The 13125-nt window shown below is 69.9% G+C and carries 14 protein-coding genes; 10 read left to right on the forward strand and 4 right to left on the reverse strand.

Annotated features, from left to right (window positions below):
* The coding region (locus QR77_RS09305) for a 2-oxo acid dehydrogenase subunit E2 (protein ID WP_173476285.1) at positions 1 to 772 on the forward strand (772 nt) is incomplete at its 5' end.
* Between the two features lie 126 nt (positions 773 to 898).
* Here QR77_RS09305 and QR77_RS09310 read toward each other — a convergent pair.
* A complete protein-coding gene (locus QR77_RS09310) occupies positions 899 to 1273 on the reverse strand; it encodes a hypothetical protein (RefSeq protein WP_040020900.1) in 375 nt (124 codons plus the stop codon).
* A gap of 270 nt (positions 1274 to 1543) precedes the next feature.
* Here QR77_RS09310 and QR77_RS09315 point away from each other — a divergent pair, with 270 nt between their 5' ends.
* The 4 genes from QR77_RS09315 to QR77_RS09330 all read left to right on the forward strand — a co-directional run bounded on the left by QR77_RS09315 (position 1544) and on the right by QR77_RS09330 (position 7239).
* On the forward strand, positions 1544 to 2167 hold the full coding sequence (locus QR77_RS09315; RefSeq protein WP_040020902.1) for a GntR family transcriptional regulator: 624 nt from the start codon (positions 1544 to 1546) through the stop codon (positions 2165 to 2167).
* Between the two features lie 225 nt (positions 2168 to 2392).
* The gene (aceE, locus tag QR77_RS09320; protein ID WP_040020904.1) at positions 2393 to 5065 is read left to right on the forward strand and encodes a pyruvate dehydrogenase (acetyl-transferring), homodimeric type; all 2673 of its coding nucleotides are present in this window, start codon (positions 2393 to 2395) and stop codon (positions 5063 to 5065) included.
* Between the two features lie 103 nt (positions 5066 to 5168).
* Positions 5169 to 6146, forward strand: coding sequence for a WYL domain-containing protein (locus tag QR77_RS09325; protein ID WP_040027590.1), 978 nt, complete (start codon positions 5169 to 5171; stop codon positions 6144 to 6146).
* Between the two features lie 166 nt (positions 6147 to 6312).
* Entirely contained in the window at positions 6313 to 7239 is a 927-nt protein-coding gene (locus QR77_RS09330) for a winged helix-turn-helix domain-containing protein (RefSeq protein WP_040020906.1), read from the forward strand.
* Positions 7240 to 7254: 15 nt separating this feature from the next.
* Here the strand turns inward: QR77_RS09330 and QR77_RS09335 are convergent, their stop codons facing one another.
* Positions 7255 to 7461 (reverse strand): hypothetical protein, encoded by a 207-nt coding sequence (locus QR77_RS09335; protein ID WP_040020908.1) that lies wholly within the window; start codon positions 7459 to 7461, stop codon positions 7255 to 7257.
* 264 nt (positions 7462 to 7725) lie between these two features.
* On the opposite strand from QR77_RS09335, the gene QR77_RS09340 reads away from it, so the two are divergent.
* From QR77_RS09340 to QR77_RS09350, 3 genes are all read left to right on the forward strand, one after another.
* Positions 7726 to 8586, forward strand: a complete 861-nt coding sequence (locus QR77_RS09340) for a winged helix-turn-helix domain-containing protein (RefSeq protein WP_078876568.1) — start codon at positions 7726 to 7728, stop codon at positions 8584 to 8586.
* Between the two features lie 232 nt (positions 8587 to 8818).
* The gene (locus tag QR77_RS09345) at positions 8819 to 9343 is read left to right on the forward strand and encodes a SigE family RNA polymerase sigma factor (RefSeq protein WP_040027593.1); all 525 of its coding nucleotides are present in this window, start codon (positions 8819 to 8821) and stop codon (positions 9341 to 9343) included.
* The gene (locus QR77_RS09350) at positions 9340 to 9831 is read left to right on the forward strand and encodes a PASTA domain-containing protein (protein ID WP_040020910.1); all 492 of its coding nucleotides are present in this window, start codon (positions 9340 to 9342) and stop codon (positions 9829 to 9831) included. The genes QR77_RS09345 and QR77_RS09350 overlap by 4 nt, the downstream gene beginning before the upstream one ends.
* An 82-nt stretch (positions 9832 to 9913) precedes the next feature.
* Here QR77_RS09350 and QR77_RS09355 read toward each other — a convergent pair whose 3' ends face one another.
* Positions 9914 to 10831: an SDR family oxidoreductase gene (locus tag QR77_RS09355; protein WP_040020911.1), complete on the reverse strand. Its 918-nt coding sequence runs from the start codon at positions 10829 to 10831 to the stop codon at positions 9914 to 9916.
* Positions 10832 to 10961: 130 nt separating this feature from the next.
* Between QR77_RS09355 and QR77_RS09360 the strand changes: the two genes are divergently transcribed.
* Complete coding sequence (locus tag QR77_RS09360) at positions 10962 to 11483, forward strand: DUF4240 domain-containing protein (RefSeq protein WP_040020912.1); 522 nt, start codon at positions 10962 to 10964, stop codon at positions 11481 to 11483.
* Here QR77_RS09360 and QR77_RS09365 read toward each other — a convergent pair whose 3' ends face one another.
* Positions 11484 to 11978 (reverse strand): GNAT family N-acetyltransferase, encoded by a 495-nt coding sequence (locus tag QR77_RS09365; protein WP_040020914.1) that lies wholly within the window; start codon positions 11976 to 11978, stop codon positions 11484 to 11486.
* Between the two features lie 43 nt (positions 11979 to 12021).
* On the opposite strand from QR77_RS09365, the gene QR77_RS09370 reads away from it, so the two are divergent.
* Positions 12022 to 12909 (forward strand): TIGR01777 family oxidoreductase, encoded by an 888-nt coding sequence (locus QR77_RS09370; RefSeq protein WP_040020915.1) that lies wholly within the window; start codon positions 12022 to 12024, stop codon positions 12907 to 12909.
* The last annotated feature ends 216 nt before the right edge of the window (positions 12910 to 13125 follow it).

Genomic DNA, 13125 nt, shown 5'->3' on the forward strand with positions numbered 1-13125 from the left:
CGCGGCTCCGGCCGGCGCCCCGAGGACGCCGAAGCTGGAGGTCTCCCCGCTGCGCGGTCAGACCGTCAAGATGACCCGCATGCGCAAGGTCATCGGCGACAACATGATGAAGGCGCTGCACGGGCAGGCCCAGCTCACCTCCGTGGTCGAGGTGGACATCACCAAGCTGATGCGGCTTCGCGCCCAGGCGAAGGAGTCGTTCGCGGCGCGTGAGGGCGTCAAGCTCTCCCCGATGCCGTTCTTCGTGAAGGCGGCGGCCCAGGCGCTGAAGGCCCACCCGGGCATCAACGCCCGGATCAACGAGGGCGAAGGCACGATCACCTACTTCGACACCGAGAACATCGGTATCGCTGTGGACTCCGAGAAGGGTCTGATGACCCCGGTCATCAAGGGTGCGGGCGACCTGAACATCGCCGGTATCTCGAAGAAGACCGCGGAGCTGGCGAACGCCGTACGCACCAGCAAGATCACCCCGGACGACCTGGCCGGCGGTACCTTCACCATCAGCAACACCGGTTCGCGCGGCGCCCTGTTCGACACGATCATCGTGCCCCCGAACCAGGCGGCCATCCTCGGCATCGGTGCGACCGTCCGCCGTCCGGTGGTCATCAACCACCCGGACCTGGGCGAGACCATCGCGGTCCGTGACATGACCTATGTCGCGCTCTCCTACGACCACCGCCTGGTGGACGGCGCCGACGCGGCCCGTTACCTGACGGCGGTCAAGGCGATCCTGGAGGCGGGCGAGTTCGAGGTCGAGCTCGGCCTGTAAGACTCGTACGCGGCGGCAGCGCCCCGTACGCGACGCATATCGGCGCCCCTGCCCGGATCTCTTCGGGCGGGGGCGCCGACGTCATGCGCCCTCAGGTGTCAACAGGCGCCGGTCAACAGGCAGGTGTCAACAGGCGACCGCGAACCAGACCGGCGTCCAGTTGACGGTGCCCGTCGCCGGGGCGGTCGAGGTGAAGAGCAGGTTGCCGCTCTTCCCGTAGAACTTCGCGACCGTGCCCCGCGTCTGGTTGTTGTTGAGCGGTCCGCTGCCCGTCAGGTCCGGGAGCTGATAGCGCGTACCGCACTTGCTGTACGAGAAGCTGTGGCCGTTGGAGCCCTGCCCGCAGACGCTTCCGTACGCGCAGCCGAGAGCGGCCGCACGGTCCACCCGGGCATCGCCCGGAGCGTCGGCGGCGGAGGCCGCCGCGCCGAGCCCCAGGCCGGCGCCGACAAGCAGCGCACCGGCGGACAACAGGGTCGCGAGTCTCTTTCGTGCAGCCATGAGTGTTCTCCCTCGTTCAACTGACAGTTGGGGGCCGGTTGTTCGGCCCGACAACAGAGTGGCGCCCGGACCGCCGGAAATGCCAGGAAAAAGCGCTCAAACCGCCCTTGGGAGGGAAAAGCTACGGAACGTCACCGTCGCGAACGCTGGCGGATCAACACACTCCCGGTGCACAGTGGTTCACGCGCCGACGTCAGACCGTCCCCCTCCGGCCATAATGGCAAGGTCGCGCCACACCAGGCCCGACCCCGTCAGTACCAGGAGCCCCCCATGACCCCGCCCGTCGTCCACTCGCTCCGCGAACAGATCCGCGAGCACATCGTGGAGGGGATCGTCAGCGGGCGCTGGAAGCCGGGCGAGCGGATCGTCGAGCGGCGGATCGCGACGGAGTTGCAGGTCAGCCAGACGCCCGTACGGGAGGCGCTGCGCGAGCTGGAGAGTCTTCGGCTCATCGAGTCGGCGCCCAACAAGGGCGTACGGGTACGGGGCCTGAGCGCCGCCGACCTGGAGGAGAGCTACCCCGTACGGGCCGGGCTCGAACAGATCGCGGCCGAGCTGGCGGCCGAGCGGCTGGCGGTGGACTGCTCCAGGCTGGAGCCGCACGTCACAGCGCTGTATGCGGCAGACCGGGCGAACGACGGGACGGCCCAGGTGCGGCACACCGTCGCCTTCCACCGGGAGCTGGTGCGGGCGGCGGGGAACAGCGTGCTGCTGCACACCTGGGAGGGGCTCGGCATCGAGGTGTTCACCGCGCTGTCGATCCGCTGGCTCGGCACGGTGCAGAAGTCGTACGCGGAGGAGCACCAGGAGTTGGTCGAGGCGTTCCGGAGGCGCGATCCGGGCATCGGGGCGCTGGTGAAGGTGCATGTGCTCGGCTGCGCGCCCCGCGCCTGATTGATCCCTTTCGCACCTTCCGGGATGAATTACTCCGCGTCACTGGGTGCCCTTTCACGCGGCACGGGATGCCAATTCCTTCAGAATGAGAAGTTTTACCCCTCTACCCTTTGATCGATCATCGATCAGCGACTTACAGTCGAACACGGACTGCACACAGCCCACGGCCCCGTCCTGCCAGACAAGGCCTCTCTCAACCCCCCTCCTGTCCGGAAGGCGGCCATCATGACCGACCCCGTAGGCAAGCTTCCGAGCGAGCTGGACCAGCTCCCGGACCGTGATACCGAGGAGACCGCCGAATGGGCGGCCTCTCTCGACGCCGTCACCGAGAACGCAGGACCGCACCGCGCCGCGTACCTGATGCGGCGCACCCTTCAGCACGCGGGAACCGCCGGGGTCCCGGTGCCGGCGCTGCTGGAGACCGACTATGTGAACACCATCCCGACCTCCGCCGAGCCCGCCTTCGACGGCGACCTGGCGATGGAATCCCGGATCACCGCGTGGAACCGCTGGAACGCGGCCGCGATGGTCACGCGCGGCGCCCGCTACGGCGTCGGCGGCCACATCGCCACCTTCGCCTCGGCCGCCTGGCTGTACGAGACGGGCTTCAACCACTTCTTCCGCGGCAAGGAGGGGGACGGCTCCGGCGACCAGCTCTACATCCAGGGCCACGCCTCCCCCGGCATCTACGCCCGCGCGTTCCTCGACGGACGGCTCACCGAGGAGCACCTCGACAACTTCCGCCAGGAGGCGGGCGGCAAGGGACTCCCCTCGTACCCGCACCCGCGCAGACTTCCCTGGCTGTGGGAGTTCCCGACCGTCTCCATGGGCCTCGGCCCGCTCTCGGCGATCTACCAGGCGCGCTTCAACCGCTACCTGACCAACCGGGGCATCAAGGACACCACCAACTCACACGTATGGGCCTTCCTCGGTGACGGCGAGATGGACGAGCCTGAGTCGACGGCGGCCCTCGCACTCGCCTCCCGCGAGCAGCTCGACAACCTGACCTTCGTCATCAACTGCAACCTCCAGCGCCTCGACGGCCCCGTGCGCGCCAACTTCAAGATCGTGCAGGAGCTGGAGGCGCAGTTCAGGGGCGCCGGCTGGAACGTCGTCAAGTCGCTGTGGGGCTCGGCCTGGGACGAGCTGTTCGCGCTCGACACCACGGGCGCGCTGGTACGCCGGCTGCGCCAGGTCCCCGACGCGCAGTTCCAGACGTACGCGACCCGCGATGTCGCCTACATCCGCGAGCACTTCTTCGGGGTCGACTCCGCGCTCGTCGAGATGGCGAAGCTGCTGTCGGACGCGAAGATCGGCGAGCTGTTCTTCACCTCGCGCGGCGGCCACGAGCCCCGCAAGGTGTACGCGGCCTACCGCGCCGCTCTGGCGCACAAGGGCGCGCCGACCGTGATCCTCGCGCAGACGGTGAAGGGCTACACGCTCGGCTCCGGTTTCGAGTCGCGCAACGCCAACCACCAGATGAAGAAGCTCTCCGGTGAGCAGTTCCGCACCATGCGTGACCTGCTGGAGCTGCCCATCTCCGACGCGCGGCTGAACGAGGACCTGGTGCCGTACGGCCACCCGGGCCCCGACTCCCCCGAGGTCCGCTACCTCCAGGAGCGCCGTGCGGAGCTGGGCGGTCCCGCCCCGGCGCGCCGGGTCCACGCGGTCGCGCTGCCCGAGCCGTCGGAGAAGACGTTCCAGGCGGTCCAGAAGGGCTCCGGCTCCCAGTCCGTCGCGACGACCATGGCGTTCGTCCGGCTGATGAAGGACCTGATGCGGGACAAGGAGACCGGCAGGCGCTGGGTCCCCATCGTCCCCGACGAGGCGCGCACCTTCGGTATGGAGGCGCTGTTCCCGTCCGCCGGCATCTACTCGCCGCTCGGCCAGACGTACGACCCGGTCGACCGCGACCAGATCATGTACTACAAGGAGGCCAAGGACGGCCAGATCCTCAACGAGGGGATCACCGAGGCCGGTTCGATGGCCGACTTCATCGCCGCCGCCACGTCGTACGCGACCCACGGCGAGCCGATGATCCCGTTCTACATCTTCTACTCGATGTTCGGCTGGCAGCGCACGGGCGACCAGATGTGGCAGCTCGCCGACCAGCTCGGCAGGGGCTTCATCGTCGGTGCCACGGCGGGCCGTACGACCCTGACGGGTGAGGGCCTCCAGCACGCCGACGGCCATTCGCACCTGATCGCCTCCACCAACACGGCGGCGCTGAGCTACGACCCGGCCTTCGCGTACGAGATCGCCGTCATCGTCAAGGACGGTCTGCGGCGGATGTACGGCCCCCAGGCCGAGAACGTCTTCTACTACCTGACGGTCTACAACGAGCCGAAGCCGCAGCCCGCGATGCCCGCCGGCGTCGAGGAGGGCATCGTCAAGGGCCTGTACCGCTTCAGGGAGGGCGCGCCCGCCGCGTCGCCCGAGGCGCCGCGCACCCAGCTCCTGGCGTCCGGTACGGCGATCCACTGGGCCCTGGAGGCACAGGAGTTGCTCGCCGCCGACTGGGGCGTCACGGCCGATGTCTGGTCGGCGACGTCGTGGGGCGAGCTGCGCCGCGACGCGCTGGAGGCCGACGAGGCGCTGCTCCGCGGTGAGCAGCGGGTGCCGTACGTGACCAGGGCGCTGGAGGGCGCGCCGGGTCCGGTCCTCGCCGTGAGCGACTGGATGCGCGCGGTTCCGGACCAGATCAGCCAGTGGGTGGAGCAGGACTACACCTCGCTCGGTACGGACGGCTTCGGCCTGTCGGACACCCGTGAGGCGGCGCGCCGGTACTTCGGTGTCGACGCGCAGTCGATCGTGGTCGCCGCGCTGGCGCAGCTCGCGCGGCGCGGTGAGGTCAAGCCGCAGCGGGTGCTGGACGCCCGGGAGCGCTACGGCCTCTGAGTACCCCGACTACCGAGAGCACTCTTGGAGCACCGAGAGCGCTGAAAGAACATCCAGGAGCCCCCGTCGTCCGGTGACGGGGGCTCCTTGCATCATGGGTGGCATGCGCGCTGCCCGGCTGATCAAGATGGTCCTCCTGCTGCAATCCAGACCCGCGATGACGGCTGCCGAGCTGGCCGGGGAGCTGGAGGTCTCCGAGCGGACCGTCACCCGCGACGCCCAGGCGCTCTCCGAGGCGGGCGTGCCGGTGTACGCGGACCGGGGCAGGAACGGCGGCTACCGGCTGGTCGGCGGCTACCGTACGCGGCTGACGGGCCTGGCCCGCGGTGAGGCCGAGGCGCTGTTCCTCTCCGGAGTGCCGGGCGCGCTGCGGGACATGGGGCTCGACGACGCGGCGTCGGCGGCCCGGCTGAAGGTTTCCGCCGCGCTGCTGCCGTCGCTGCGGGACGCCTCCGACTCGGCGGTGCGGCGCTTCCATCTCGACGCGCCCGGCTGGTTCCACGAGCCGGCGGTGCCCGAGCTGCTGCCGGCCGTCGCGGGCGCTGTGTGGGCCGACCGGCTGCTGTATGTGCGGTACGGCAAGGGTGAGGCGGACGCGGAGTCGTCTCCCGAGTTCGCGCTGTCGCCGTACGGGCTCGTGCTCAAGGCGGGCGTCTGGTATCTCTGCGCGTGCTCGCGGGGGGAGTTCCGGGTCTACCGCGTCGAACGGTTCCGCGCGGCCCGGGTCTCGGAGGAGATGTTCGTACGGGACGAGTCCTTCGACCTGCCCGGGTTCTGGGAGGAGCAGGCCGAGCGGTTCGCGCGCTCCCTCCTCCGTACGGAGGCCGTGCTGCGGTTGACGCCGGAGGGGGTCCGGCTGCTGCCGCACCATCTCGACCGCGCCGCCGTCGGCGAGGCGCTTCAGGCGGCGGGAGAGCCGGACGGACAGGGGCGGCTCACCCTCACCGTGCCGGTGGAGTCGGAGGAGGTGGCGTACGCCCAACTCCTGCCCCTGGGACCGGAGGTCGAGGTGCTTGCGCCGCCCTCGCTGCGGCTGCGCTTCGCACGGGCGGCCACCGCGATGAGCGCGCTCTACGGCTGAGAAGCTGCCGAAGCGCCGCCAGGACGCGGCCGTGGCGCGGCCGGGGTGCAGCCCAGACGCGGCCGGAACGCCCGGAACCACTCCCCAATGGCAGGGCGTTGGCAGAACGCGGAGTGTCCGCCTCCCGCAACTCTCCTCCATTGGCACGCTGTTGTAGAGTTTGGTTGTGCCTGGAGACAGCGCGGTGACCGCGGGACAACAGCGTCCACGCGATGTGGTCGCCGACGCGCTGCGCACTGACATCTCCGAGGGAGCGCTGCGGGTGGGTGAACGCATCCCCACCCAGGCCGAGTTGAGCGAGCGGTACAGCGTTCCGCGCGGCGCGGTCCGCCGGGCGCTGGAGATCCTGGAGCACGAGGGCCTGATCAAGCGCGCCCAGCAGGGCACTCCCCCGACCGTGGCCAGGACCACCCCGGTCCCCGCAGCCGGCCAGGACCCCGACCAGGACGAGGCCCCGCCGCCGAAGCGCCATTCGCCGCGCCCCGCGGGGGTGTTCCTCGGCGAGCGGGTCGCCCAGTACTTCCAGCGGCGGGTGGTGACGATCGACGCCTACTGCCTGAACGGCGAGACGCTGGCCTCCGCACTCGCCGGCCCGCTCGTCGCCCTCGGCACCGCCGGCGTACCGACGCCGGAGCGGATCGCCGTACGCGTTCTGCTGCCCGACCCGGACGCCCCGCTGGCACTGCCACAGGTCGTCGGGGAACCGGGGAACACCCGGCCGCGCGAGCGGCTCAGGGAGACCACCGGCCATATCTTCGGCTCGCTGCGCCACTCGCTGCGGATGCTGAAGGTGCGCGGGCTCGTGCCCGAGGTGACGGTCGAGGCCCGGAAGGTCTCCATCTCCCCGACCCAGAAGGTCTACATCCTCAACGGCGAAGAGGTGCTGGCCGGCCACTACCACGTGCAGTCACGCCGTGTGGACCTCGACCGGGACGAGCCGATCGAGATCTACGACGTGCTGGGCGTGGAGGGCATGCTCTTCCGGCATACGGCGGTCGACGAGGACAAGGTCACCGCCGCGTACGTGGAGCAGACCCAGAAGTGGTTCGACTCGCTGTGGCACACCATCGCCGTGCCCTGGGACTCCTCCTGAGAGCCCCGGTGCCGGTCAGCCCGTGGCGATGAGCACCAGGACGAGCAGGACCGAGGTCGCACAGAGCAGCCCCGCGCTCCCGCGCTCGCTGTCACGGACCGTCCGGACCAGCAGCCAGCAGAGCAGTGTGGCGAGCACACCCCCGGGACCTGTGGCGACCAGCAACTGGGCCGCCTGGGACAGTACTTCGACGAACAGTTCGGATCGTATGAGTGCCCCCATGGCATCTCCTCCGGTTCAGCTTAGGACCTCGTGGACGGGACACCCTTTGGTTGGCGCCCCGTTGGCAGGAGGGTGCTGCGGAGAGAAGGCCAATGGTCGGGTATCGGTTCTCCTGTTGATACCCACGGTTAATGGCAGCCATTGCGGTGCAGGGCGTCCTTCCTGCCCGAATGGCCGGTCAAATCACCGGTCAAGTCTGCGAGTTGATTGCCAGTTGCAGCCGTCTGTCGCGGGACGGACGGGGGTTGTAGCCTCGTAAAGGTGATGGCCAGTGACCAGGAAGGGGAAGGGATTTCCCCCCAATACCGCTTTATCGCGGATGATCTGCGCAAGCAGATCCTGGAGGGACGACTGTCGGCGGGGGACACGCTGCCCAAGCAGCAGCAGTTGCAGCGCCGGTACGGGGTGGGGCGTGGCACCATTCAGAGCGCCCAGCAGATGCTGCGCGACGAGGGTCTCCTCGAAGGCGGAACTCCCGGCAGGGCGGCCAGGGTTGCCAATCGGATGGCCAACCTCCAGCCATTGGCGCACCACATCACCCGCGCCTTCGCCGCCGAGCACGTCACCCTCGATGTCTGGGCGCTGACCACCGAGACGCTCAGCAAGGCCGTACAGAACCAGGTGGAGGCCATCCTCGACGGCCGCAGACAGGCGCCCGCCTCGATCACCGTCCGCGTCCTGCTGCCCGACCTGGTGACCAACCACCCGTACCCCCGCCATGTGGACGACCCGGACGACATCCGCCCCCTGCTGCGGCTGCGCCATGTCATCCGTACGTACGCGGGAGCGCTGGAGCACTCGCTGACGCTGCTGGCCGAACGCGGCCTGGTGAGGCAGGTGTCCGTGGCGATCCGGGGGCTGCCTACCATCCCCGGCGAGAAGCGCTACCTGATCAACGGCACCGAGGTGCTGACCGGGTACTACTGGCTGGAGCGCGGGCAGATGCAGAACAACCCGGACGGCACCTCCCTCGAAGTGCTGGAACTGCGCAGCGGCGACCTCTTCGCCTCGTCGCTGGACGACCAGGGGACGAACGCCCTTGAGCGCGCGAGGTTCGAGCAGCTCACGCTCTGGTTCGAGTCCCGCTGGAACCAGGTGGCGCAGCCCCTCCAACTCGGCGACTGAGCAGGGGGTTGTCGCGGTCCCGCCGAGGCTCTTCCTCCCACCATCAGCGTGACGCAGGTCTCAATGCGCTCGTGCAGCAGAAGAGACCGCTCCGCCGTCAGGAGGGGGACAGGAAGGGAGGAGCGGTGTGGATCTGGCAACCAAGTGGAGTTCGCTGCTTTCCGAGGCGGCCCGGGCCGACAGCCCTGACCGGTCGGACCGGTCCGACCGGTCGGGGCCGGAGCAGGCTCTCATGGATCAGGGGACGGGCTTTCACGCCTTCGTCGCCGCCCGCTCGGGCGCGCTGTTCCGGGGCGCCCTGGTCCTGACCGGAAGCCGTGAGGCGGCCGAGGATCTGGTCCAGGAAACCCTGGAACGCGCCTGCCGTCGCTGGCGGACCATAGCGGCCAAGGATGCTCCGGACGCCTACGTGCGGCGCATCATGGTCAATCTGGCCAACGACAGATGGCGGCGGTTCCGCCGCGTCGTGCCCCAGCGCGACACCGGCGACGACCGCCCGGCCCCGGGTGACGAGTACGGGCGTATCGACAGCCGGGACCAACTGGTCCGCGCTCTGCAACGGCTGCCGATCGGCATGCGCACCGTCGTGGTTCTGCGCTACTTCCACGACCTCTCGGATGCCGAGATCGCCGAGGACCTGAGGATCTCGCCGAGCGCCGTACGGTCCCAGATCACCCGCGGCCTCGAAAAGCTCCGGGCCCAGACACCCGCACTCTCCGAACCTTCGTCACCACGGCCCCGGAAAGGAACCCGATGACCGGCTACGGATCGCGGCCCTCGGACGGCCTCCCCGGTGGCATCTCCTTCGAACAGGAACTGGTAGACGCCTTGAACGACTTCGCGAACACCTCCCCCGCCCCGAGCTTCGACGCCACCGGCATCCAGCGCCGCGCCCGCCGCAAGCGCGCCGGCCTCATCGCCACGGTGGCGGCCGTCGTGGCCGTGGCCGGCGGCGGCACCGCCCTGGCCACTGTCGCCACCAGCGGTTCGAGCACCTCGACGCCCGCCGCCGCAGCCACGGACGCCACCACGGTGCTGCTCTCGGGCAAGAGGATCGATCTGACGGGAATGGACTCCGTGTCCGGAGAGTCGATCCTGCTCAAGTCACGACTCAAGATCGGCACCGTCACCAAAACCTCGACCCCCACCTGCAAGCCGAACTCCGTCATCGGAGTCTCACCCCACAGCCCCCAGAGCGTCGCCCCCGGCGACACGATCGACCTGACCATCTGCGCCACCCCCTGACCTGAGCCACGCGGAGGGCGGTGGCCCCGCCGTAACCGGGGCCACCGCCCGTACTCATCCCACCACGCGTCACGGACAGGATCTAGCGGTACAGCTCGGCCGACGCGTCCTTGCCCCCGAGCGCGACCTCGCTGATGTACGCCGAGCAGTCCGGCCTGCTGCCGTCCACGTCGTCAAAGCCGTACTCCTTCGCCAGTTGCCCGCTGGACAGCGACCGGCCGCTCCAGCGCTCCTTCGCCGGGTCGGCGGCGAGCGCGGCGACGGCGCGGCCCACGAAGACCGGCGACTCGGAGATCGCGAAGTGCGGGTCCTGGGCGATCGCGTCGCGCCAGTTCTCCTCCCGTACATCGAAATGGTCGAGCATCTGTTCGGATCGCAGGAACCCGGGGGTGAGCGAGACCGCCGTACACCCCGCGTCCCGCAGCTCCTCCCCCAGCGCGAAGGCCATCCGGTTGGGGGCAGTCTTGGCGAGGTCGTAGTAGAAGTTGTCCCGGTAACCGGCGTTCGACTCGGCCGTACCGTCCGTCATCTCGACGACCAGCCCGCCCCGGTTCCTGACCAGCAGCGGCAGCGCGCAGCTACTGGTGATGATGTGCGACCTCACCCCCAGCTCCAGCATGCGCAGCCCGCGCGCGAGGTCCGTCTCCCACATCTTTCTGCCGAACTCGATCAGGTGCTCGCCGCCCCATACGTCGTTGACCAGCACGTCCAGCCGGCCACGCTCCCGGTCGATCCGCTCGACCACGGCCCTGACCTCGGCCACCTCCAGGTGGTCCGCCGGTACGGCGATCCCCTCGCCGCCGGCCGCCGTGACCAGCTCGGCCGTCTCCTCGATGGTCTCCGTCGCGCGCCCCACCTCGCTGATCCGCGCCCGCGTGGTCCGCCCGGTCACGTACACCGTCGCGCCCGCCGCCCCCAGCCGCACGGCGATCGCCCGGCCCGCTCCCCGGGTCGCACCCGCCACCAAAGCGATCCTGCCCGCCAGCTCTCCGACTGCCATCAGCCGCCTCCTTCACTCGGGTCCCGACCGTGCCAGGGAAAGGCGACACCTCCTGTCTGCTTACAAAACACCTGTCATTTCCGTGGCTCCGCGTGCGCACGACCCGCGTAAGCACGATGCTGTACCCGTGATGGACGAGACGGAGTTCTGGGAGATCATCGACAACACCCGCGAGGCCGCCGAGGGCGACCCCGAGGACCATGCCGATCTGCTGGTCGAGCGGCTGCTGCTGCTCGACCCCGACTCCGTGCTGGACTTCGCCAGGCACTTCGAGACGCGCTACAACCGCGCCTACCGCTGGGAGCTGTGGGGCGCCGCCGCCGTACTCCTCGGCGGCGCGAGCGACGAGTCCTTCGACTACTTCCGCTGCTGGCTCATCGGGCAGGGCCGCGAGGTGTTCGAGGGCGCGCTGTACGACCCGGACAGCCTCGCCGAACTCCTCGACGACTTCGACGACACCGTCGACGGGGACGGCGAGGAGCTGGGATACGCGGCTGACGAGGCGTACGAGCAGCTCACCGGGGTGGTCGCACCGGCTCTCGGCATCTCGTCGCAGCCCGCCGAGCCCGAGGGCGCCGCCTTCGACCTGGAGGACGACAAGCTCCTGGCGGCCCGTTACCCGCAGCTCTGGGAGCGCTTCGCCGAGGCCTGATCAGCCCCTGAGGTCCAGGCCCATCAGTACGTCGTCCACGTACCGCCCGTCCAGCAGGAACTCCTCCGGCAGCACGCCCTCGACGACGTACCCCTCCGTCTCGTACAGCCGCCGTGCGGGCGCGTTGTGCCCCAGCACCCGCAGCGTCAGCCGCCGGGCGCCCCGCTCCCGCGCCAGCACGGCGGCGGCCCGCAGCAGCGCGCGCCCCAGCCCGTGCCCACGGGCCCACGGATCCACCACGAGCCCCTGTATCTGGAGCACGTGCGCGTTGGTCGGCAGCGGCGTGGGCGGCACCACCCTGATGTATCCGGCGAGCCTGCCGCCCAACTCGCCGACGAGAAAGTCCTCGGGGCGGTGGGCGGCGTCGAAGAACGGATCGAACGGCGCCTGCGGCCGGGCGTTCACGGCGTACAGCGGCGACCAGTTGCCCCGGTCCAGCTCCGCCAGCTCGTCTTCGTCGGAAAGGAATGCGGGACGCGTCTGGATGTCGGACATGGCGCAACTGTGCCACGCGGCCCGACAGGGGCAGGATGAGTCCATGAAGATCGCGGTCACCGGCTCCACCGGGCTCATCGGTACGGCACTTGTACGCTCCCTGCGCGCGGACGGGCACGAGGTGCTGCGCCTGGTGCGCCGTCCCCCCGAGCAGGGCGACGAGGCCCGCTGGGACCCCGCACGCCGGCACCTCGACGCGGGCGCGCTGACCGGCTGCGACGCCGTCGTCCACCTCGCGGGCGCGGGGGTCGGCGACCACCGCTGGACCGACGCGTACAAGAAGGAGATCCGCGACAGCCGCGTCCTCGGCACGTCCACGATCGCCGAGGCCGTCGCCTCCCTGGACAACCCGCCCCGGGTCCTGCTCTGCGGCTCAGCCGTCGGCTACTACGGCGACACCGGCGACACGGCGGTCGACGAGAACGCCCCGGCCGGCGAGGGGTTCCTGCCGTCCGTCTGCGTGGAGTGGGAGGGCGCGGCGGCACCGGCCCACGAGGCAGGCGTCCGCACGGTGTTCGCCCGCACCGGCCTGGTCGTCTCCCGCGACGGGGGCGCCTGGGGCCGCCTCTTCCCGATCTTCCAGGCCGGCCTCGGCGGACGGCTGGGCGACGGCAGCCAGTACTGGAGCTTCATCGCCCTCCACGACCACGTCGCGGCCCTGCGCCACCTGATCGACACGGAAACCCTCTCGGGCCCGGTGAACCTCACGGCCCCGGAACCGGTCACCAACCGAGAGGTAACCCAGGCGATGGGCCGCGCCCTGCACCGCCCCACACTCTTCGCCGTACCGGCCCCGGCGATCCGCCTGGCCCTGGGCGAGTTCGCGGGAGACGTACTGGGCAGCCAACGAGTGGTCCCGGCAAGGCTGCTGGAGTCGGGATTCACGTACGCGTTCCCGACGATCGACGAATCAATCAGAGCGGTCGCCTAGGGCGGCGGGCGGCGTGGTTTTCAGCCTTACGTGGCTGCGACGGTCCGTTTCGCGGCGGGCGGCCGTGGTTCAGCCGTGCGCGGCTGATGCGTTTCGCTGACGCGGTTGTGGTGCGCGGCCGTTGGTTGCGGTTGTTGACGGGGGTCGCTCCGGGGTGGCATCCGGGATGCACGATTTACGGCGCCGTGACCGCGGTTGCCAGGTGAACGCGGTCGT

The organism is Streptomyces sp. 150FB (assembly GCF_000818195.1).
Lineage (GTDB): Bacteria > Actinomycetota > Actinomycetes > Streptomycetales > Streptomycetaceae > Streptomyces.